This is a genomic window from Flavobacterium sp. N502540 (genome assembly GCF_025947365.1).
Taxonomy (GTDB): Bacteria; Bacteroidota; Bacteroidia; order Flavobacteriales; family Flavobacteriaceae; genus Flavobacterium.
In genome coordinates this window covers 3,048,576-3,069,814 of the sequence record NZ_CP110012.1, presented here as the reverse complement: position 1 = coordinate 3,069,814, position 21,239 = coordinate 3,048,576, and the positions used below count along the sequence as shown (strand labels likewise).

The following is a 21,239-nucleotide window of genomic DNA, read 5'->3' as shown; positions in this document are numbered from 1 at the left end:
CTATTTAATTTCAAATTACTCGTTACAAAGCTGGCGCATGTTTGCCTTTCCCACTTCCATTTGGGTGACGATGGCAAGAATTTGCCGTTAATGATGTAATTTGCGAAGAAGAAGTCCCGCAATATTTACAGCTGTATTGCGATTTTTCGCTTCCCTCGTATAATTTGTGTTTTCCTTTACCTGGCCCCAGTGGGTGACGGAAACACGAGTTCGCAGTCAATGATTGGATGCTTGAAGTCTTAGTACCGCAGTACTCGCAATAACAGTTTACCATAAATTTATATTTTCATTAATTTATATTACAGTTTTTATTTGAATTTAATTGAATTTTGCTGTTTCTGCTGTTTATCTTTTTTGCCTAATTCAAAGTCTTGTAACAGTTTTTTTGCTTTTTCAAAGAGCATTAATTCTCATTTTTGAAAGAAATAAATGTATTGATCAGTATATTCATTATAATTCTAATGAATTTGCTTGCGTTACAATTTATAAAATTTTATCATAGTAATATTAAATATTTACATTGATTTTGGTTTTCTGTTCACATTAAAAAATCATATTATTTTCCAGAGTCTCATTCTTAAAATCTGACTTATTGTACCATAATACTTATAATTAAGAGCCAAACATACAATTTATATGTAAAAGCATATATTTAAATATTTATAGACATTTTTATATTCAAATACATATAATAATCACCAAAAACTTGATCTATAAAACATATATTTTAAACAATTTCATAATCATTCTTCAGCAATATTCCCTTTGTTTTATCATGCAACCAAATAATATCTTTCAAGAGAAGCAGGCTTAACATTTGAAACTCTTAATTTTATATAACTTTATCGAAATCTAGTATTAACTTAAATGCGTATTTAATAATTAGAATTAATTTCTTATCTAAAATCATGAAAATAAATAAACCATCAAAAGCCGTAATTGCAACCACTATTATATTGTTAGTAATTTTATTTTTACCTGTCGGCATTTTCATGTTCAATTTTTGGAAAAAACCCATTTCAAGCGATGCTCATGATTGGGCAACTTTTGCCGATTACATAGGAGGCACTGTCAACACCCTCATAACATTGCTTAGTTTAGTTGTATTAGGATATCTAACCTATTATATTGGGAAAAATTCGAGCGAAGAAAACAAAAACATGGGGCTATTGCTGAAAAGAATAGATGCTTATGATGCACTTGCAATTTATTATCCAGACATTCAAAATTACAATTTAAAGATAAAAGACGAACTCATTGAATTGGTGCATTATTCAAATTCTCCAAAAATCCCAAACAAATTGTTCATGGATAAATGTATGGATAATATGAGTGAAAATCAAATTTTCTATAATGGATTTCTTCACTTCGTATCTAGCTATCCATTATTATATGGGCATTTATTCTCTTTTAATTTTGAATCGCAAGAATTTTTAAATTTATGTTATGATGCTTATGGAGCACAAGAAAACATTAATACTGTCAAGCAGAAAATATCAAACAGAAATGAAATTAATAATTCAAGCGATTATTCAGGTGAATTTGGATCCTTGAAAAACAATTTAAAGATTGTCTTGACAGAATTAAAAAAAGAGTTAAAGTAAATTTTATTATACTTGCTCACAAACTATCAAGACATGATAAAAAATGTTAAAGCGCGCTCCAATTCTCCAGAATCAAATCATCAGACCCAAATTATTGAAATTTCTCCGCCATTTTCTCGATTTTTTTTCCTACATTTACAGAGGTTAATAAACCCAAGAATTTCAAGAGTGCCCTATTAGTGCCCAACTCTTTTTGACATAACATGACACCCAGTGTTTGCTGGTGCTTACGATACAGGTGGCGGAGCCTCTTTCTCCGCTGAAGGCTTAAAAGGAGACTTTTCAAAGTTTACAAAAAAGGCTAAAATTCACGGTAAACCCTGCAAATCAAACGGTATACAGGGTTGCTTTTTTATACCACTTTTTAACATTTATAAAATCGAACAAAATCCTTGCCTCATATTTGTGACGCATAGAGAATTTCGAAAATGTGCAAGATTATATTGAGACTAAAACATCCGCAATCATTAGGATTGAAAAGTATATCTGCTTCAAATACTCATGTTACGGGAGGGTTTTATAGAATAGGGTTCATTCCAATAAAATAAACGGTTTTCTGAAGTGGCAAATTTCTGGCAGTGGTAAAATTATAACCCCATAGATATGAGATTACAAGAGTTAAAAAACAAATATGAAGTCAATGTTTTTAATGAACTATCAGACGAAAATTTAGCCGGGAAAGCAGCTGAATGGGAGTACTATACAGCTATTCGCCTAAATGGAATAATAGCAAGTGGATGGCTCTCAGATGATAATATTTTATTGATTAATACAGATGGAGTTTTTATTTATGATATTCTTAAAAAGAATATTACATTTAATGATTATGAGAATTCATTTAAAAAAAAATATATCTGATGATAATTTGACTTTTTTTGTTCAAAGTAAGTCTGAAACTGTATTTATTTTTGGATTAAGAGGTGGAGGTGGAAATTTATTAACTAAAGATAATACATGGAAGATAGAAGTTGTTGATATTGCTTGGAATATCAAGGTTCCTAGCCTCTTAAATTATAAGAATGGAAAAAAATATTTTTTAGAGTTGCAACAAAATAGTTATGAGGGGAATAAATATTTAGGATTCTCAAAGTCAGAAAATTATTTTCTAATTATGGGAGATGGAGGTCTTGACATTTTTTCCCGATTACCTGACTACAATGGGTAATGTATCAGATGTGTTGCTGGTTAATTATTCCATCTAACATTTCCATAGAAATCAGCGATTTATACTATTGTCGTTGAGAAATTAAAAATAGCCTTCGGGTTTTTTTTTGTCTTTTATAATGCTTTACCAAAAAAATGCATCTTGAAAATTGTTTGTGCTCCCACGGTTAAAACTGCAGGCAATATCTGTACTACTTGTATCACAATTTATTGATTATTACATGACTTCTAAATTTTGTATTTAATCTGTCGTCATTTCATTTTTCTTTGGATCGTAAAGCATGGCTGTACATAAACAATTTTTCTTGTCCTTGTTTATCAGTATTGGGCAGTTTACGCAGGATTTACAATTTTCCCAAAACATTTCGTCGGTAGTCAGTTCTGAATAAGTGACCGGTTCAAAACCGAGTTCATGGTTCATTTTCATGACAGCAAGGCCTGTACTCAGGCTGAATATACGGGCATTGGGGTATTTCTCGCGGCTGAGTTCAAAAATTTTTGTTTTAATTCTTTTAGCAAGTCCGGTGTGTCTGAACTCAGGAGCGACGATCAATCCGGAATTAGAAACATACTTTCCATTTTCCCAGGAGGAGATAAATGAAAACCCCGCCCACCTTCCGTCTGAGGTGAAGGCTATGACTGCCTCTCCCTTTTTCATTTTGGTTTCAAGAAACTCGGGAGAACGACCGGAAATCCCGGTTCCGCGAGCTATGGCTGATGCAAGTGTTACTTCACAAATTTCTTTTATCCAAAAAGTATGCACAGGTCTGGCTTTTTCAATACTAAAATCGGGAATTTCTACCGCTTCTTTAAGGAGTAAAGATGCTTGTTGTTTTTTTACCAGGGTTGAAAACGTAAAATGTCTTTTAATAGGTTCTATTTTATAGGTTAAGGTTCTCATAATCGTTTAGTATAGATCTTATTTGTTACTGTTTTTATTCCTCAAAAAGGATAGAAATACAAATCGTTACATCCAACTTGTATACCAATAATTCTTTATAATTTCCAATTGGTATCAAACCCCTGTAAATCTTAGATGTTATAATGCAAGAGTATTTTTTGAACGCAAAAAAAACGTCTCAAAATGATCTGTTTTTTATCATTTTGAGACAACAACTATAAAGATCTTTTTGATCTGCGTTCTATTTAAAAACAAAAAAAGTAAAACTCTCAATTACTGAAAATTTTACTTTTTTATCTCCAAATTAAATGGCACTTACACTATTTGTGAAATCATTAAAAGTGCAATAAAAAAAATCGTAGTAAAGACCATTAAATTGATAACTCTGTCTTTTTGCCGAATCGCTTTATTTGATATGCCTAATTTCTTTATTTTTTTCTTTCTTATTTTATCTTCATTCATGGCTTCGCTAATTTATATTGTTTTACACCTGTTAGTATCGGTATTCCGATTTGCATTTTAAAAACAATTGATATGCCAAAACACTTTTAAAAAAAGCAAAACACTGACTAACAAACAACTAAAATAAAAAGCATATTTCTCCACTTACCAATGCCTCTCAAAATGATACGATCATCCATCCAAAATGGAAGGATTAAATTACTTTTCCAAAAAAAATCTCAACCTGAGTAAAACAAATCCCTAAACGGTAAAAACATCAAAGTTATGGAGAGGCAATACTTGCAATATTGTTTACCACTTCGTTTATTCCATTTAATTTGTCGGTGGGTATAAACATCCCGTTTGCCAGAAGAATTATAGTTAGTTTTTTGTCGGGGAATTTCCTGAAAGCTGTGGACACGCCACCAGAAAAACCATACGATACTTCTCCTTTAACTTTTATGAAGTCTAGTCCATAAGTAAAATCCCTTTTAACTTCGTAATCAAAGGGTTTTAACAATTGAACTTTCGTTTGCTCTGAGATAAATTCGTTGCTGTCCAGTTTCCTATTCCATTCTACAAATGCATCAAGCGTTAAATTAAGGGCAGCAGCTCCGTATTCATATTCCGGAAAGTTCCAGTTTCTTTTTAAAATCTGTCTACTATTTGCTGTATTGACATAGCCATAGGTTAAATTTTCAACGACTTTTAAATTATTACCTTCAAAGACGGATTCTTTTTGTGATAAAGGAAACTGAGTTTCTAGGATATATTCACTTAACTTTTTTCGGGTTACTTTTTGAACTATGCGATTTAAAAGCCAAAAGTTGGTTTGGTTGTAATCAAATTGTTTTCCCGGGCTGAACTTTATGGTATCGTCATATACTTTTTGTTTTGCATCCTCTTCTTTACTGTCCGTGTATCCGACGATGTCGGGCAATCCCGATGAATGTGTTAGGAGATTTTTAATTTTCACCTTCTTCCAGCTCTCGGGTAAATCTTCTACAAAATCTGAAATAGTGTTCTCCAATGACAGCTTATTTTGTTCGATTAATTGATAAACTGCTACAACTGACATTACTTTTGTGGTCGAAAATAAGGGAAATAGCGTTTTATCGGTTACCGGAACCCTCATTTCGATATTTGCCAGTCCGTAATTTCTTTTGTGAATCAGTACTCCATTCTTTACTACAGCCAAAGCCAAGCCCGGAATCTTGTACTGCTTTTTAATTTCTTCTATATATGCGTCAATTTTTTTGTTGTTTTTAACTTGTGCCTCTAAATTTATTGCCCAAAATGAACTTAAAATTAGGATCAATAAAAATCTATTTATCATAGGATCTGATTGTTTTTAGTTCGTTTTTGAACTATTTTCGGAGACCTCATCTCTGTTAATACGTAATACTCCCACTAGTTGCAGTTTGCCAAAATATCGGTTTTCAGGATATTTAACTTTTTAATTTACCCCAATATATTTAATCGAAAAAAATCCTGTTTTTTTGATTACCTTATTTGATCAAACTGCGGTTAGCGGATGTTTTTTATGGTTTATTCTTTTTTAGGAATAGCTCTCCAACTGTAGCTTTTATGTACTATTCTCCAGTTTCCTTCGTATTTAAGAATTAGAAAGTAATCTGTAAAAGTGCGCCAATTGGGTACTTTAATTTCTACTTTCGCAATTGCGACATCTTTCTCCATATCAATATCAAGAATGCGTCCGATTCGGTTTAATTTTTCCCCTGTTTTTATGTTAGCGATGTATTGTTTACCGGAACGTGTCCACAGCGTATCATTGGTTACTGTGTACAAATTAAAATTGGGATGGAAGGCTTTTCGCAGTCTTTCGGGCTGTCCTTCTGCCGTACCTTCAATGTAGTCAAAAAGGACATCGGTGATTTGATCAAAGTCGCTTTTTACCATATTTTTTCCTGTCTCCTTATCGTTTTCCCTGATTAATCTTACTACTTCATTGGCCACTTTGGTACCTGAAGTAGGATCCTGCCCGGTTACAAACCTGCCATCTGTTATATAAAAAGCATCTCTTCCTTTTTCTGAATAAACAAAGTTTCCTTTATTACCTATGATTGCTTTATTGATAGAGAAAGGAAATGTTTTGTAATAGGCCATCTCTTTACTTTCAAATTCATCGGGAAAACCGGTGATTTTTCGTCCCGCATAAAGTGAAACTCCGTTCTCGTCTTTCAAATAAGCAATTCCCGCTGTTCCGTGGCAAATCGTGGAGATAATTCCATTTTTTTTATAGATTGCTCCTGCCAATTTCTGAATGGTCTGGTTTTCGGCTACACCAAACATTGCGGCACCTCCACCCGTATAGAATATTGCGGAATAATCATTAGCCGTAACTTCTTCAGGTTTTCCGGTATGTTTCAATTTGCTCATAAACCAACTGTCGTATAAATATTTTTTTTGAATACTGTCCGAAGTGTTAATATATCCAATAGGAATTGCTCCACCTTTCGGACTTATAAAATCAACCTTATAGCCTGCTTTTGTGAATATGTCGTAAGGAATTACTATTTCTTCAAAGTGATTGGATGTGCTTATTTTCGTATTGCCATAAAAATCCTGATTTGAGGTGACAAATAGTATATTTTTTTGCGCGTGAATACTTTGAGGATACAGCCCCGTAAAAACTAATGATAAAACGATTATTTTTAACATTTTTCTGGAGATTATCGGTTTTAGTTTGAACAAAAGCACTGGATTATCCTTTTGGTTTTACTTCTGGTTCAACCATTTTGTGAGGAGTACGGGTTGAAATTTTATCTACAATAAACCAGCCCTGATCTGTTTTCAGAAGATTGAAATAATCTACAAACAATAGTTTTGCAGTGCTGATCTCTACTTTGGCGCTGGCAGCATTATTGGTAAAATCAATAGAAACGATGCGGCCTGACCAATTATCCGGTTTAACATCACGTTTTTTATATCCTACCAGATACTTCGATTTGGGAACAACTATGAATTCTTTTTCTCTGAAGCCTTTCAGCTGCCAGGAACTGTGAAATGACTGACCTACTTTAACAGAGTCGCCAGTGGCCTGACCATCTATGTAGAGATTTAGTGTTTTTTGAATCAAACTCCAGTCATCAGTAGTATTTTGACTTTGGGCATTTGATTTAAAAAACAACAGACTTAATCCGATAAACAAAAACACTTTTTTCATTTTTAATTTTTTAGGTTATTAATAATGAATGCAAATGTCCGGTATCGTCTTAGTTTACAGGGTTTAGATTATAAAACTGAAGTCTCAATCTATAAATTAGAACTCATTTGGAATGCAGTTTTTGATATTCGGTGGGGGTTAATCCGGTTTGTTTCTTAAAGGCGGTGAAAAAAGTTGATTTAGAATTGAAACCGCTATCATAACCTAAACTTTCAATGGTATAGTTTTTTTCGGTTTCTAATAACTCTTTTGCTTTCTCGATTCTGTATTCTTTAATGAGACTGGAGAAGGATTTACCTACTACTTCATTTACATATTGTGATAAAATATGTTTGGTTACTTTCAATTCTTTTGCGGCTTCTTCTAAAGTGAAATTGGAATTTAAAAAAAGTTCTTTTTCTACTATAACAGAAAATTTTTGACCAATCAGATCTAATGTCTCTTTATCAATGCTTTTGTTTTTGTATCTCTCTTTTTCCTGAAAGAAGGTAGTTTCCTGGCTATTTCCGTAAATTAAAAGTAAAATGATCAGGTATAAAATAAAGGTAAAGGATAATGATCCAACGATATAAGAAGTGTATGCTGCGAAAGTATAGGCTGCCCAAACCAGAGCTACTCCAAAATAGATGCTAAGGAACCATACTTCTAACTTCTTTAAACTCTCCTTCTCTTTGATTTTCTGAAGGATTGGCTGAATGTATTTAAAAGAGAAACTGATATAAACCAGCCATTGAAGATAAATGGCTTTTACAATCCACATACGCCAGATTTGAGGATGCTCTACATAAGAATAAAAACTTCCCAGAATTGCCATGATCACCAAATAAGGTATTGTATGTGTAATCCAGACTGATTTGGAATAGGGACGGTAGGATCTGAGATATAAAAATAAAAAAGGGCCAATAAGAATGCAGGCCGAAAGTCCGATTTGAATAAAAGTATTCGATAAGTGAGGATTAAAATAAAAGAAAACCGATTTTATAATTCTGATACTTAATACCAATAACAGTAAGGATAAAAAATAGTTTGCAAAAATTTTCTTTTTGGCATTTACCGCAAAATATAAGGAAAGCAGGAAACCATTAAAAGCTCCTAAGGCACTAAAAAAGAATAACAATTCATGTGATGATAACATTCTTATCTGTTTTTTGGTACGGTTTATTGTTTTATAATCTCTGATTCTAATAAATACCTTCAGGCTCTGTTATCAGCCGGATTTACAGAAGAAAAAGACTCTATTTTCTCTGCCAAGATAAAGTTTTTTTGTGAAGAAAAAATGCAATCGCAGTAAAAACCGACAATTTAAAAGAGGTACTATTTTTTGCATATTATGTCTTTTGAATGTTCTTGAAAACTCTTTTCTGTTCTAAACAATTACTGTTGCTGTAACCGCTTCCGAATAAAACAGATCACGTCCAAAAAATCGTTACTGCGCATAAAAAAACCTCCAGAATCATACGATTTTGGAGGTTTCGATTTATTTTGTTTTAGATGTTTGTTTTGGTATAAAAATAACTTCGTGCCGTTTTATTACGAAGCAAGATTAATGACAATGTTTCCATATTCAACACTATTATCAAGCATTTTTTGATGTGCTAAAGGCAGTTCGTCCCAGGTAAACACATCGGATATAACAGGATGAAATTTTTTCTGCAAGATCAGTTGATTCGCATGATACAATTCAGACAGGGATGCAAAATGAGAGCCTTGTATTCTTTTTTGTCGCATCCAGACGAATGAGGCATCAAAAGACATATTAAATCCTGATGTAGCTCCGCAGAAAACAACCATACCTCCTGATTTTACAACATAGGTACTTACGGGAAGGGTTTGTGAGCCAATGTGGTCGATAACAATATCTGGATTGACTTTTTTTCCTAATATGTCCCAAATGGCGCTTCCAAATTTCCTGACTTCTTTTAAGTATTCTTTGTATTCTTCTTTATTACCAATGTCAGGTAAAGCTCCCCAGCAATTGAACTTTTTCCGATTAATATAACCGACAGCTCCAAGCTCGAGGCATTTTTCTCCGCGTTCATCGCTTGAAGTAACGGCAACCGCATTTGCTCCTGCCAATTTAATTAACTGAATAGCGGAAGCTCCCAAACCTCCACTTCCACCCCATACCAGTACATTGGTTCCGGGTTTCAAATCGTTTGGAGCAAATCCGTAAAGCATTCTCCAAACGGTGGCGTAAGTCAGCATATATCCTCCTGCTTCTGCCCAGGTTAAGTGTTGGGGTTTTTGAAGTAATTGTTGTGCACGAACTTTGGTATACTGTGCAAAGGAACCATAAGGGGTTTCGTAGCCCCATATCTTCTGAGATTCGCATAACATCGGATTACCTCCGTTACATTCCTGACATATGCCACAGGTTTGTCCGCAGTGTACGATGACTTCATCTCCAACTTTAAATTTAAATTCCGGATTATTCTTTAGTCCTTCTCCGATTTCCCATACTATTCCGGATGCATCACTTCCTGCAATATGGAAATCCTTGCCGTGAAATGCCGTTGGCGAAGCTGGTTCCCCTAATCCGGCCCAAAGGCCATTGTAATTTACTCCGGCAGCCATCACTTTAACGAGAACTTCATTAAATCCCAATTTAGGGGTTTTAACCACTTCTTGCTGAAACGCCTGATAAGGGGTTCCATGATTTTCCGGTCGGATGACATAGGCATGCATTAAAGCAGGAGTATGTCCTAATGGTGGACATTCATCCATTTCATATAATTCTTTCAGGAGTACTTCTCTTTCAAGTTCAAGTAATAATTTTTCCATAATTAGGTTCGATTTTTATTTTTAATTATTTTCTTCCTGTAGTAGCTGCGCAACCTTAAATTCCTTCTGCGATGACTATCATCAGTACGCAGAAGGTCAATTCTCTTTAAAGGCTGCTAAAAAAGGATGTGGGTTTGTCTGGATTTTATTTGATCGTACTTTGTGGTAATCGAACAAAACTTGTTATCAATTTTAAAGCTCTTTGTGTACCATGTATCTTCACCGTAGTTTACACAATCTTTATTGATTTCAATCTCCGTAAGCGGAATAGACATTCCTTTTCCTATTGCCTTGATTACTGATTCTTTTCTGGTCCAGAATTCATAAAACTTATCCAATCCATCACGATTGATTTCTGCAAATTCCTGAGAGGAAAATACATTTTCGAATAAGGAATAATTTATTTCATTGATTTCTTCAATATCAACTCCTATTTCCTGTTTGCTAAAAACACATACAACTGTATTGCCGCTATGTGAAATATTAAAATTAAAACTGCTGTCTAACATATAAGGTTTCCCATAAATGTCTTTCACAATTTTATCGAATTCAAATGTGTTGTTTCCCAGTAGGTGAGATCCCATACAAATCATTAGTTTTCCAAACAAACAGTTGTATCTGTCATCCCATCTTCTGTATTTAAGTACTTCCTGTCTAAACTTTTGAGGTAAAAATTCCAGATAGTATTTTAAAATACCCTGATCAAGATTACTATCACTTGAATACTGAAATAAGTAATATTCATCTTCTTTTAAATCTATTTTAGGAATGGATTCAAAATCATTAAAGGCTAAGTAATGTGTCGAATTTTGCATCATACTATTAATGTGTATAAAAATTTACAATGAAGTTTCTCACCGTATATTTTGCATTAGACTTTACCAATATTTTATATTTTTTTAATTTCAATCATACATTCATATAATTGAATACTGCTCTCAGTACTGCTTACAATGCCATCGGTGTTTACTTGCAACAATGCCATTATTTTTTAACTGTTTCATATTCTCACGGAATATCTACGGATCGGATTAAATCAAGCCTCATAAATCTCAAAAGATTGGTCATGGCCGATTTATTTACTTTGAATTATATTTTTAGAGGTTCTTCTTGCTGTTTAAGAAACATTACTGAATACGACTGCTTTTAAAGGACAAACTGCCTTATTTTTTTCAGCAGCGTCAGATACTGACACTCCCTTTTTGATTAAACTTAATTTTAGTGCGCACATTACGCCACTTTTAGCGCAGTTGCATTTCGGTTTACGATCTTTCATCTTTTTAGCGTTTTACGTTATCAATAGTATTTTTAAAGAATAAGTGGCAGGTTTTGTCTGTAACAGACTGGGCTTTGAGATCTGAAAGTTCACAATCCTTTATCTGGCCGTCGCTTTTAGAAAGAAACGACCAGCGTTTATTAGGATTGTAATCATAAATAAAAGATCGCCCATGGTTATATCCGAACAGGCTACCAACATTCTACAGCTTTCTTTGAAAACCTATACCTGACTGGCTCTTACCAGTTTTCTTTCTAAAATCAGCCTACCCGTTTTATAACCAATAAAGAAGAGAATTGCAGTATTTAAAGCACTAAACAATGGGAAAAACACATATATGAAAAGACTCGGTAACCCAAGATTTACAAGGAGGTCTTTTACGTATTCTACACGCGATTGGTAGATAAGAAATATAATGGTAAATACTACCAGTCCGATTATAAAGCTCTTAAAAAAAACTCTTTGATGTTCCATTTTAAAAGCGGCAATAAAGCCGGTTAAAATTGTAATTAGTAGTATAACAGTATAGTTGTTTATTAAAAATTGTGCTAGTAATACAACTATATAAGGCAAGTAATTCAGTATATTTTTCATTAGTTAAATTTTATAGTGGTTATAATTTTTTCCAGTTTAGCAGGATTCGCAACAAATTGGCTTTTTTTGTATTCGCCTTTTCTCCAGGATTCGATTTGATCTTTGTAGTGTGTAGAATTTATCAAACCGCTCTGACCTCCGGCCAAAATTGTATGTGCCTGTATGTTTCCGTCTTTCACTTCATATACTGCACGGAAGACCGGATGAAACTTTTCTGTATTGATATTAATGGTATTGACATTACCTCCTATGTTGTCAATTTTTTCTCCCAGTCCAGGAATGAAGAGCATGTTGTTGATATCAAACTTAGATATCTTTTTGTAGGTCACTTTTTTCCATTGATCGCCATAACTTTGTGTTAGGGTGTCGAGTGTTCTCTTGAAAATAGCATCTACAATTTTTTGCTTGTCATCACCTCCCGGAAGAGTGTATTTTTTATCATTTAAATACTTTAAGAAGTTCTGTAATGACGGCTCTTGTTTTACCTGTAATCTGGTCTTTGCAAATTGCTTCGCTTCTTTTATAGAAACTTTTCGCAGCATTTCAAAAACAAGTCCCTGATTTCCGTCACCGTTCATATTTCCGTCCCAGTTTTTCAGTTCTTTTACAATGTTATTGTATTTTTCCTTTTGTGGATAGTTCTTTATTAATGTTTTAAAATCTGCAAGGGAAATATCAACAACATCACTTTGCATTTTCTGAATTTCACGAACCGACCAGTCTTTCTTTTCTTCTAACACCGAGTAAATACGTTTGGCTCTGTAATCGTCTTTAGAACCGTGTGCTCCGAAGTAAACATTGTTTTGGATAGGCTGTTGGTTTGCAGAAAACAAAAATCCTTTATCCGGATTATAAGCCGACCAAAAAGCATCTAAAGCTTTTACCGGAGTGTATTTTTTACTACCGTCTAATACCTGACCTATATAATCGCTGCTTCTTGCTGGTAATTCGCCCGCGCATACAATTCCAATATTATTGTCAACATCGCTGTAAGCAAAGTTTTGCGGAGGATAACTGTAGTCTTTTAAAGCTGTTGAGAAGCCGTCCCAATTTTTACTTTTCATGACTTCATACATTGCTTTTACAGAGTTGCTTTTTTCGGCAGCATACCAGTGTTGTGCATAATACTGGCCATTTTCTTCTTTGATAACTTTACCTTGTACCGTACTTCTGTACTTTTCTATGTGGTCCGATTTTCCTTTAACTTTAATGGTATAGTTTTTAATCTGAAAAGGAATCCATTTTCCTTCATAAAGATAAAGACTGTCATTCTTAACCTGCAGTTTGTATCGGTCCACCAAATCCCATTCTCCATTAGTAATTCCCCACGAAATTTTATCATTATGACCGCTTACTATCACCGGAACACCCGGTATCGTGAAACCGTATGTTTTAAAACTACCTGTTACAATATGGGCTTCATAAAAAGCCTCAGGAAGGGTTAAATACAAGTGCGGGTCGTTTGCCAAAATGTTATTTTTGTTCTTTGTTCTGGTATTGTTTATGACCCAGTTGTTACTTCCTACACCCTGATAGAATTTATGGTTTGTCATTAATTTAGCTCCGAAATCAAATAATGACGATTCTTCCGGAGTGTTTTCTACAGAAGCTGTTCCCAAATTATGCTCTCCTAGGTTAGGCAGGTTAACATTTGAAGGTAGTAAACCGGAAGGTAAGATGGTGTTTATTCCTTTTGGCTGTAGCGGATAAAAATAAGTAATTTCCTGTCCCGGTAGTTTTTCAAGAATTTCCTGCTGCTCGATGTGGTGATCAAAGTAAGTCAGGGTATAACTCATATACCAGGTGAATAACAACGAATATTCTGTTTTCCATTTTCTTGGCGCTGTTCCTAATGCTTTGTACAAAGGATCTGTATTTTCGTTGTTGTTAAGATAAGCGTTTACTCCGTTGGAATAGGCCTGCAGGTAAGCATAAAATTCCGGATTTTCTTTTTTATAGCTTGCCAGTATTTCTTCTGATTTTCTCTCGAACTCATAAGGCTTCCAGAATTTATCTGATTTTAGGGCTCCCGCCCATAAAAATTCTGACAGTCTTCCCTGTACAATTCTTGAGATCATCTCCATCTGAAAATACCTGTCTTTGGCATGCATGTACCCCAGTCCGTAAGCCGCTGCTGTTTTTGTAGCTCCATAAATATGTGGAATTCCAACATTGTCTACATAGATGTCTAATTTTTGATCACTTTGTATCTTCTGTATTCCGTCACTTTGTAAAGGCACAGACAACAAACCTGTTTTATAGGTTGTTAATTTTCCCAGGGAGCCAAATGGCCCCAAATTAAAGGTTGTGATAAATATCCAGCTCAGGGATAGTAACACAAAAAATACTACTTTAATTGTTTTGTTTCTTTTCATTTTTATTGAGATTATATCTTTAAACAATAGATTTTTTACAGTTATTGAGTTTATGTCCTAATTTCTCTATTTGGCAGAGCATATAAAGCCCCGCTCTTTTTACCCGGGAGTAAAAAGAGAGCTGTGCGGAGCCATTAAGAGATTGTATCAGGGTATTTTTAAGCTGTTTTAAAAGATTTCGACGAGCTCGGAAATGTTTGTTTTTTCTAATTTACCGTACTCCATTTTAAGTAAGGTATCTGCGGTATTGTAATATTTGTCATCATGGGTGATGGCAATAATTGTTTTATCTTCATCGCGAACCAGTGTGGCAATAATTTCGGTATAAAATTTATGTCTGAAATGCGGATCCTGATCTGCGGCCCACTCGTCAAGCACAATTATAGGTCGGTCTTCTAAAAGTGTATTGATTAAAGCGATTCGTTTGCGCTGTCCTGTAGACAAATGGGTAGTTGAAAAATAACCGTCTTTTATGTGTACCTTCCCTTCTAACTCAAACAATTTCAAATATTTATTTATTTTATCATAATCGACATTGGTTATTCCGTAGAATTCATCAAATAAATAAAAATCACTAAAAACCGGTGCAAAAAGGTTTTTTATTTTTTCCAGCTCTTTTAACGGAACTAATTCTCCATCGATATAAGCTTCTCCATTATCTAAATCGTAGAGATTTAAAACGGTATTAATAAAAGTTGTTTTTCCTTCTCCGTTACCTCCGTAAACAAAAACGATCTCGTTTCTTTTAATGTCAAAGTTAATTGGTCCGACTGAGAATTGATTTTCTCCGAAAGAAAAGGCATAGTTTCGTATTTTTAAATTTGAAAAATCTTTGTATTCTTCTTTGTTATCAACTTCTTTCAATTTTTCAAGTTCTGTAAGTTCTTTTTTTAGTTTTTCCATTTTTTTAAGGGATACTAACGCTCTGTTCATTACCGGAATAATTGACATTACACTTACAATAGGGCCCATAAGGTAGAGTAAAACAAAAATGAAGTTTATTTTAATTACTGTAGGGGTATGAAAAACTGATCCTGCATATACCAGAATAAATGTAATGAGACTATAAAATAATAACTGACTTATAATTTCACTATTGAGGTATTTTAAAAGTGCCGTAACATATTTGTCTTCTCCGTTTGTGGCAATTTTTATTACTTTCTGGTCGTAAATCTGAGTTCCTTTATCGCTGTTGATGTTAATTTCTTTTGCTCCGTTCAGGATGCTGTTGAAAATTCCTACAAAAACTTTTTCTAATTCCCGCACTTCTTTTATTTGTCCGTTACTGGTTTTGGCCCTTACCGCATATATGCATACTCCTACGGTTATGACGGCAAGACTAACAGCGAATAGTTTTAGGGATAAAAAAGCCATATATCCTAAACAGGCCAGTATAAGAATAATCGAAGAGAAAAAAGTAATAATCATTAAGGAGGCGTTTGAAATATGATTTACGTCTGTCGTCAATGTCGTGTATACTTCTTCCTTGTATTCCTGAAGCTTTCTGTATGGTGCTTTAAGAATCAATTTGATTACATCTTTTCTAATGTCCCAGTATATTTTCTGAGACAATCGAATAATTCCTTCTGCCAGCCATCTGCGCGAAACAAAAAAGACAGCAATTGTTCCTGCAAAAAGATACAGATAATTTTGCATGGATACCGGTTCAGTCGAAGTGATAGAGGTGCTTATAATTTTATTAATTATGGTGATAAATGCAAATCCCGACAATCCTGAAACTATAGCCAGTAAAGAGTATCCTATCAAGGGTTTTAAAGGTATGAGTTTAAAGTCGCTAATTTCTGATATGTTGTTTTTCATAGCTGTTTTTTAATAAAATTGTAAATAGTCCCCGGCCCCACTACGCAGGAGTTTCTATTTTACTGATTTAGTTTCCGGTGGGATGATTTTGCTTTCGCGAAAACAGAACAATACGTGTATATTCTCTTCTGAAAACTACAAATACACACTGATCATATCGTTTTTACCTTGTTACTGTTAGGTACACACTGCTGAATAAGCGGCACATTCACTAATAATTTTTGCCAGTGTTTTTACCTGATTGTGAATAAAGAAATGATTTCCGGGCAGTACCTGATAGTCAAATTTTGCACTGGTATATAATTCCCAGTTCTGAATGTCTTTGACTGTTTCTTCCTGATCTCCCATCACGGCAAAAATTGGAGTGTTAATTACAAGGCCTACTTCAGAAAGTTTGTTTTTTTCTAAAATTTCAAAATCGGCTCTCATGATAGGACTGAAATAATTGTAGAGATCTTCATCTTCGAGTATTTCCTCCGGAACTCCCCCAAGGGATCTCAGTTCTTCTTTAAATTCAGAATCGATTAGAGTATGTCTCACTTTATCATTGTAGGAAGCACCGGGTCCCGGATTACCTGAAACAATTAATATATGGGGCGAATCCAGCTGTTCTTCCATTTTTTTTGTCACCGATAATCCTAAGGTTGCCCCCATACTATGACCATAGATAATATAGGGTTGGTTACTATTTCTCAATCTTTTAATTTGAGCCACATAATCATCTACGGCATCTGTCTTTTTATGAAGATGTCTTTCGAGATTTCTTTTTCCTCTGCCCGGAAGTTCTAAGGCATGATATTCAAAACTATTCTGAATATAGTTCTTTAGGAAATCAAAAGAGTAGCAACTTCCTCCTGCAAAATGCAGTAAAAATATCTGTATTTTTTGATTTGAATACATAGTTTGTTTTTTTAAGATGTAGCGTGTTATTCTCTGTTACTTTTATGTTCTTTTCTATTTTTAGCTTTATTAAATCTATAGTTGAAATTAAGGTTCCATCTCGCTGCATTAAAATTGGTCATCTGGTTTACAACAAAATCACTTCCAATGGTTGTTTCTCTTGTTTTTCGGGTATTAAAAATATTACTTACTCCCAGTGTTAATGTTCCATTATTTTTAAACAGCGACTTTCCTAAAGCCATATTCATATAGTAAAATGACTTGGTTCTTGTCTGAGCATCACTTACAGGTGCCTGATATTCGAATTTACTTTGAAATGTAAAGTTTTTAGGAAACTTAACCTGGCTTAATAAAGTTGCAGTCCAGGTCTCATTAGAATAATCCAGATTCGTTGTTCCCATACTTCCTTTCTGATCAAAACTATAGGCATTAATTACGGCATTTAAAGACAGCCATTTTGCCGGAGCATACTGTGCTGAAAGCTCTACTCCAAATCGCGATTCTTCATCAAGATTGATTAAAACGGTTTCAAAAACACTGTCCTCATTTTGAGAGGTAAAGTATTGAAAGTTATTTCTGGTTTTGGAGTAATACAAGGATGGATTAAGTACCCATTTTTTTGTTTTGCTTAAAAGACCTAATTCGATACCATCTGTTATAGAAGGTACAAGTCTGATGTTTCCAAAAATACGGGAGTTAAAGTCCTGAAGTTCCGGAAAAGGATTTAACTGAAATAAATTAGGCCTGTTGATACGCTGGCTGTAATTTAACTGAGCTGTTGTTTTTTCAGAAAGGGCATAGCTTAAATTTACAGATGGAAATAGTCTTGTATAGGTACTGTCTATAAGAATATTTCTTGTGTTTTGATCTTTAATTTCGATACTGGTATACTCTGTTCTTAAGCCTAACTGATAACTGAATTTGTTTATCTTATTTCCATACTGCACATAGGCCCCCAGAATTTGTTCTTTGTAGTCTAATCCATTATTAAAACCATCTATTGGCTCTAAAGTTCCGTTAACCTCTTCATCAGCGGCAAAGTCTGTAGTAATTAATCGGTGTTCTACTTTTACTCCTGCTTCAAGATTTGCGGTTTCGCTTAAAGGGGTTACAAAATCAGATTGGATTACAATATCATCATTTCCTCTGTTGGATTTTGTATTGATGAGAGATCGGTCTCCGTTATTAGGGGTAATCGTTCTTCTTTCAATGTTAAAGTCTTTTGTACTATTCCAAAAATCATATTGAGCATCTATGGTGAATTTCTTACCGGGCTTTTTAAAAGTTTTGGTATAGTTAAATTCCAACTGATTGTAACTTCTTTTTTCCTGCGAATCAGCGATGGTTTGAATGTGTGAATTACCAACTCCGTCTCCTGAAAGATAATAGTTAAAAGTATTGGTATCTTTATCTTTGGTCTGATTTCGGTAAAATGCTCCTGTAATCGAATTGTTGTCATTTATAGCATAATCAAGTCCCAAATAGACCAATCCACCATCATCATGTCTGTCCTGATCTTCGCGCTGGCTTAAGAAAAGATTCTTTCCGTCTGCTGTAGTCACCTGATCTCTGGTGTTAAGTCCTACGTAATCGGAATAGCGAACTCCAAAATTAGAAAACAAATTAAATTTTCCTTTTTTATAGTTGATACTTCCTAATACTCGATGATCAGCTGGTATCCCTGTTGACAAAGTCATGCTACCGCTCAGGTCTTGTTTATTATTCTTTTTCAGAACAATATTTATGATTCCGGCCGAGCCTGCTGCATCATAACGTGATGAAGGATTGGTAATTAACTCGATCGATTTTATCGTTTCGGCCGGAATTTGTTCTAATCCCTGAATCGACGTTAGTCCCGATTTTCTTCCGTTAATCAGAATAAGTACATTACTATTGCCTCTTAAGCTTACGCTACCGGAAGGGTCTACTCTAACCGAGGGTACATTATCCAGTACTTGTGTTGCGGAACCTCCTTTTGAAATCAGATCTTTACCTACATCAAATACTTTTTTATCGAGTTTTAATGCCAGTTGAGAAGTTTCGGCTGTAACAACAACTTCATTGAGTGAGGTTACATTCGATTTCATCTTAATCGTTCCAAGATTAATATTGGATTTAGAACCGTCTACATTTAGTGCTACTGTAGTACTTTCGAAACTTAAAAATTGAAATTCGACGGTGTACTTTCCTGTTTTGATCCCTTCAATTTTAAATTCTCCTTTATCATTGGTAATTACCGTTTCTATCGCCGCCGCCGATGCATCCTGTTTTAAGATAACTGAGGCATAGGCCAGTTTTTCGTTGGGATCATCACCTGTTAGTGTTCCTGATACTTGAGTCAAAGATTGGGCAGATACAGAAGACATACATAACAATACTAATGCATATAGGAATATTGATTTTATCATGATATTAAATTATTATTTGGTTTGTTGATATTAGAGCTTTTATTAAGCTTCCCTGATTTTTAGCTCAGGACAAGATCATTTTTGTATTCGACAATTTTCTCTCCATAAAGTCTTTCAGGCTCTATATTATTGGCCAAACAATATTCTAACAGTTTGTTTGACTCTACAATTGGAATAGACTCATCGGTGTATTTGATTGAGCTGATGTATTTAAGCCAAGGCTCCATTCCCATTGCATATACAAAGACTTCGCTAGGTTTAAAAACATCTACAAGTGCTTTGGCCTGTTCGAAATTACAACCCGCTAATCTTCGGGATTCATCTTTATCTCTTGCTAAATTTTCCGGCATTAATGGGCCGTACAGCCAGGTTAAAGGTGCTCCCTCGCATTCCATTCCCAAGAAGATGATGTTAATATCTCCCATTACTTTATGAATGCGCTCGTATAATTTTGGCGATACGTTACAGGAATCTGCAGCAAACAATACTTTTAATCCGTCTTTGTAAGCAACGTGATGGCACAATTTACTTCTTACATCCAGATCGCAATGCTCTCCGACAAATGGCAATCCTGTAATAGAACAATCCTCAAAATGAATGGTTTCCATCTCTCCCAGCTCTATAATGTTTTTGAATCCGATTCTTTCAAACATTAATTTCAGGTTTGGATCCTGAAGGAAACCTCCGTTGCTTTTGGGAACTATGATGTTTTTGATTTTGCGTCTTAAACGTAATAAAGTTTCAAAAAGAATGTGATCCTGATGGTTGTGTGTTACCAATACATAATCGATAGATTCAGGCAAATCGTCATAAGAGTAACGTGATATATCCGACTCGTAACCATAACTTACTAAAGGATCGGCAAGGATTGTTGTGCTTTTGGTTTCCGTAAGGATACAAGCATGTCCGAAATATCTTGTAAGAACGCCGTCTCCGGCATAACGTTCGTATTTTTTAGATTTTTCTTTGGTAAAAAATGATTTAAACAAAGGAATATCTTCCGGCTGAATTTCAAATATTTCTGCAATTTCCCTGAACGTTTTTGGATGGTCTTCCATTTCAAACAACTGGTCAATTTTTTCGCTTTTAAAAGGTAAGTTTACACGCAAGATGTCATCGCCCGGTAATTTTGGTGTACTCAGTACAAAGGATCTCGAATCATCATCGTGTACTAAAAACAGGTTGAAACTCTGAAGCGATTCCTTGTAAAATTCTGTTTCATACAATAACGATTCGAAAAAACGGAAAGACGGATTGTTATTGATATCGTAAACCAGCTCTACAAGTCCTTGTAAACTCTCCGGTACTTTGTTGTATAATTCAGTAAGAGCATATCCTTTGGCCTCTTTTTTAAGGGTATCGTTAAGCGCAAATATATCCTCTCTAAATTTTAAAAGATTCGCACACTGTTCATTAGTATTATCAATAAGTCCTTTGATTTCATCTACTCTTTTTCCATCATAATCGATAAAAGGTCCGCCTAACATTTTAGGGGTTTTAACTGCCGCGGCATGAATCATCGGGTTCTGAACATAGGAAGTCATAATTTTCAAATGTCTGTCTTTAATGTTCATTGCCGCCGTAGCCGGTGATATTAAATGAGGCCATGCATACCAGTTGTCTACTAAAGGTTCGATAGCTAAATTTCTTTTAATGTATACTAAGTCACCATTTTGTATTTCCATTTTTTCTGAATTTTATTGATTTAAATATTACTTTTTGTTGTTATTAGAGAATTGAATAAAACGCATAAGGCATTTGACATACGATATCCTATTGACCCCGTA

19 protein-coding genes are annotated in these 21,239 nt (G+C 34.4%); 3 read left to right on the top strand and 16 right to left on the bottom strand.

The window, feature by feature from the left end:
* Positions 1-22: 22 nt before the first annotated feature.
* Positions 23-274 (bottom strand): hypothetical protein, encoded by a 252-nt coding sequence (locus OLM58_RS12935; RefSeq protein WP_264529226.1) that lies wholly within the window; start codon positions 272-274, stop codon positions 23-25.
* Positions 275-908: 634 nt separating this feature from the next.
* On the opposite strand from OLM58_RS12935, the gene OLM58_RS12930 reads away from it, so the two are divergent.
* From OLM58_RS12930 to OLM58_RS12920, 3 genes are all read left to right on the top strand, one after another.
* Positions 909-1,604: a hypothetical protein gene (locus OLM58_RS12930; protein ID WP_264529225.1), complete on the top strand. Its 696-nt coding sequence runs from the start codon at positions 909-911 to the stop codon at positions 1,602-1,604.
* Between the two features lie 603 nt (positions 1,605-2,207).
* Positions 2,208-2,462, top strand: coding sequence for a hypothetical protein (locus OLM58_RS12925; protein ID WP_264529224.1), 255 nt, complete (start codon positions 2,208-2,210; stop codon positions 2,460-2,462).
* Positions 2,431-2,769 (top strand): hypothetical protein, encoded by a 339-nt coding sequence (locus OLM58_RS12920; protein ID WP_264529223.1) that lies wholly within the window; start codon positions 2,431-2,433, stop codon positions 2,767-2,769. The genes OLM58_RS12925 and OLM58_RS12920 overlap by 32 nt, the downstream gene beginning before the upstream one ends.
* 240 nt (positions 2,770-3,009) lie before the next feature.
* Here the strand turns inward: OLM58_RS12920 and OLM58_RS12915 are convergent, their stop codons facing one another.
* From OLM58_RS12915 to OLM58_RS12845, 15 genes are all read right to left on the bottom strand, one after another.
* Complete coding sequence (locus OLM58_RS12915) at positions 3,010-3,669, bottom strand: GNAT family N-acetyltransferase (RefSeq protein ID WP_264529222.1); 660 nt, start codon at positions 3,667-3,669, stop codon at positions 3,010-3,012.
* A gap of 315 nt (positions 3,670-3,984) precedes the next feature.
* The gene (locus OLM58_RS12910) at positions 3,985-4,131 is read right to left on the bottom strand and encodes a hypothetical protein (protein WP_165769240.1); all 147 of its coding nucleotides are present in this window, start codon (positions 4,129-4,131) and stop codon (positions 3,985-3,987) included.
* Positions 4,132-4,393: 262 nt separating this feature from the next.
* Positions 4,394-5,446, bottom strand: coding sequence for a serine hydrolase domain-containing protein (locus OLM58_RS12905; protein WP_264529221.1), 1,053 nt, complete (start codon positions 5,444-5,446; stop codon positions 4,394-4,396).
* Between the two features lie 212 nt (positions 5,447-5,658).
* On the bottom strand, positions 5,659-6,792 hold the full coding sequence (locus OLM58_RS12900; RefSeq protein ID WP_264529220.1) for a nuclear transport factor 2 family protein: 1,134 nt from the start codon (positions 6,790-6,792) through the stop codon (positions 5,659-5,661).
* Between the two features lie 43 nt (positions 6,793-6,835).
* Positions 6,836-7,297: a nuclear transport factor 2 family protein gene (locus OLM58_RS12895; protein WP_264529219.1), complete on the bottom strand. Its 462-nt coding sequence runs from the start codon at positions 7,295-7,297 to the stop codon at positions 6,836-6,838.
* A 103-nt stretch (positions 7,298-7,400) separates the two neighbouring features.
* Entirely contained in the window at positions 7,401-8,432 is a 1,032-nt protein-coding gene (locus OLM58_RS12890; RefSeq protein WP_264529218.1) for a helix-turn-helix domain-containing protein, read from the bottom strand.
* A 395-nt stretch (positions 8,433-8,827) separates the two neighbouring features.
* Complete coding sequence (ccrA, locus tag OLM58_RS12885; protein WP_264529217.1) at positions 8,828-10,078, bottom strand: crotonyl-CoA carboxylase/reductase; 1,251 nt, start codon at positions 10,076-10,078, stop codon at positions 8,828-8,830.
* A gap of 116 nt (positions 10,079-10,194) precedes the next feature.
* Complete coding sequence (locus OLM58_RS12880; protein WP_264529216.1) at positions 10,195-10,896, bottom strand: 4'-phosphopantetheinyl transferase family protein; 702 nt, start codon at positions 10,894-10,896, stop codon at positions 10,195-10,197.
* A 299-nt stretch (positions 10,897-11,195) separates the two neighbouring features.
* Positions 11,196-11,354 carry a hypothetical protein gene (locus tag OLM58_RS12875; protein WP_264529215.1) on the bottom strand — a complete coding sequence of 53 codons (159 nt, stop codon included), beginning with the start codon at positions 11,352-11,354 and terminating at the stop codon, positions 11,196-11,198.
* A 222-nt stretch (positions 11,355-11,576) separates the two neighbouring features.
* The gene (locus OLM58_RS12870) at positions 11,577-11,948 is read right to left on the bottom strand and encodes a hypothetical protein (RefSeq protein ID WP_264529214.1); all 372 of its coding nucleotides are present in this window, start codon (positions 11,946-11,948) and stop codon (positions 11,577-11,579) included.
* Entirely contained in the window at positions 11,948-14,323 is a 2,376-nt protein-coding gene (locus OLM58_RS12865) for a penicillin acylase family protein (RefSeq protein ID WP_264529213.1), read from the bottom strand. Before OLM58_RS12865 ends, OLM58_RS12870 begins: the two co-directional genes overlap by 1 nt.
* A 168-nt stretch (positions 14,324-14,491) precedes the next feature.
* Positions 14,492-16,144 (bottom strand): cyclic peptide export ABC transporter, encoded by a 1,653-nt coding sequence (locus OLM58_RS12860; RefSeq protein WP_264529212.1) that lies wholly within the window; start codon positions 16,142-16,144, stop codon positions 14,492-14,494.
* Between the two features lie 177 nt (positions 16,145-16,321).
* Positions 16,322-17,044 carry a thioesterase II family protein gene (locus tag OLM58_RS12855; RefSeq protein WP_264529211.1) on the bottom strand — a complete coding sequence of 241 codons (723 nt, stop codon included), beginning with the start codon at positions 17,042-17,044 and terminating at the stop codon, positions 16,322-16,324.
* A 26-nt stretch (positions 17,045-17,070) separates the two neighbouring features.
* On the bottom strand, positions 17,071-19,452 hold the full coding sequence (locus OLM58_RS12850) for a TonB-dependent receptor domain-containing protein (protein WP_264529210.1): 2,382 nt from the start codon (positions 19,450-19,452) through the stop codon (positions 17,071-17,073).
* A gap of 59 nt (positions 19,453-19,511) precedes the next feature.
* Positions 19,512-21,137, bottom strand: a complete 1,626-nt coding sequence (locus OLM58_RS12845; RefSeq protein ID WP_264529209.1) for an MBL fold metallo-hydrolase — start codon at positions 21,135-21,137, stop codon at positions 19,512-19,514.
* Between the last annotated feature and the right edge of the window lie 102 nt (positions 21,138-21,239).

What these genes read in the sequence shown, in the direction of transcription:
- OLM58_RS12935 (WP_264529226.1), bottom strand. Translation starts at nt 274, where the DNA reads ATGGTAAACTGTTATTGCGAGTACTGCGGTACTAAGACTTCAAGCATC.
- OLM58_RS12930 (WP_264529225.1), top strand. Translation starts at nt 909, where the DNA reads ATGAAAATAAATAAACCATCAAAAGCCGTAATTGCAACCACTATTATA.
- OLM58_RS12925 (WP_264529224.1), top strand. Translation starts at nt 2,208, where the DNA reads ATGAGATTACAAGAGTTAAAAAACAAATATGAAGTCAATGTTTTTAAT.
- OLM58_RS12920 (WP_264529223.1), top strand. Translation starts at nt 2,431, where the DNA reads ATGAGAATTCATTTAAAAAAAAATATATCTGATGATAATTTGACTTTT.
- OLM58_RS12915 (WP_264529222.1), bottom strand. Translation starts at nt 3,669, where the DNA reads ATGAGAACCTTAACCTATAAAATAGAACCTATTAAAAGACATTTTACG.
- OLM58_RS12910 (WP_165769240.1), bottom strand. Translation starts at nt 4,131, where the DNA reads ATGAATGAAGATAAAATAAGAAAGAAAAAAATAAAGAAATTAGGCATA.
- OLM58_RS12905 (WP_264529221.1), bottom strand. Translation starts at nt 5,446, where the DNA reads ATGATAAATAGATTTTTATTGATCCTAATTTTAAGTTCATTTTGGGCA.
- OLM58_RS12900 (WP_264529220.1), bottom strand. Translation starts at nt 6,792, where the DNA reads ATGTTAAAAATAATCGTTTTATCATTAGTTTTTACGGGGCTGTATCCT.
- OLM58_RS12895 (WP_264529219.1), bottom strand. Translation starts at nt 7,297, where the DNA reads ATGAAAAAAGTGTTTTTGTTTATCGGATTAAGTCTGTTGTTTTTTAAA.
- OLM58_RS12890 (WP_264529218.1), bottom strand. Translation starts at nt 8,432, where the DNA reads ATGTTATCATCACATGAATTGTTATTCTTTTTTAGTGCCTTAGGAGCT.
- ccrA (WP_264529217.1), bottom strand. Translation starts at nt 10,078, where the DNA reads ATGGAAAAATTATTACTTGAACTTGAAAGAGAAGTACTCCTGAAAGAA.
- OLM58_RS12880 (WP_264529216.1), bottom strand. Translation starts at nt 10,896, where the DNA reads ATGATGCAAAATTCGACACATTACTTAGCCTTTAATGATTTTGAATCC.
- OLM58_RS12875 (WP_264529215.1), bottom strand. Translation starts at nt 11,354, where the DNA reads ATGAAAGATCGTAAACCGAAATGCAACTGCGCTAAAAGTGGCGTAATG.
- OLM58_RS12870 (WP_264529214.1), bottom strand. Translation starts at nt 11,948, where the DNA reads ATGAAAAATATACTGAATTACTTGCCTTATATAGTTGTATTACTAGCA.
- OLM58_RS12865 (WP_264529213.1), bottom strand. Translation starts at nt 14,323, where the DNA reads ATGAAAAGAAACAAAACAATTAAAGTAGTATTTTTTGTGTTACTATCC.
- OLM58_RS12860 (WP_264529212.1), bottom strand. Translation starts at nt 16,144, where the DNA reads ATGAAAAACAACATATCAGAAATTAGCGACTTTAAACTCATACCTTTA.
- OLM58_RS12855 (WP_264529211.1), bottom strand. Translation starts at nt 17,044, where the DNA reads ATGTATTCAAATCAAAAAATACAGATATTTTTACTGCATTTTGCAGGA.
- OLM58_RS12850 (WP_264529210.1), bottom strand. Translation starts at nt 19,452, where the DNA reads ATGATAAAATCAATATTCCTATATGCATTAGTATTGTTATGTATGTCT.
- OLM58_RS12845 (WP_264529209.1), bottom strand. Translation starts at nt 21,137, where the DNA reads ATGGAAATACAAAATGGTGACTTAGTATACATTAAAAGAAATTTAGCT.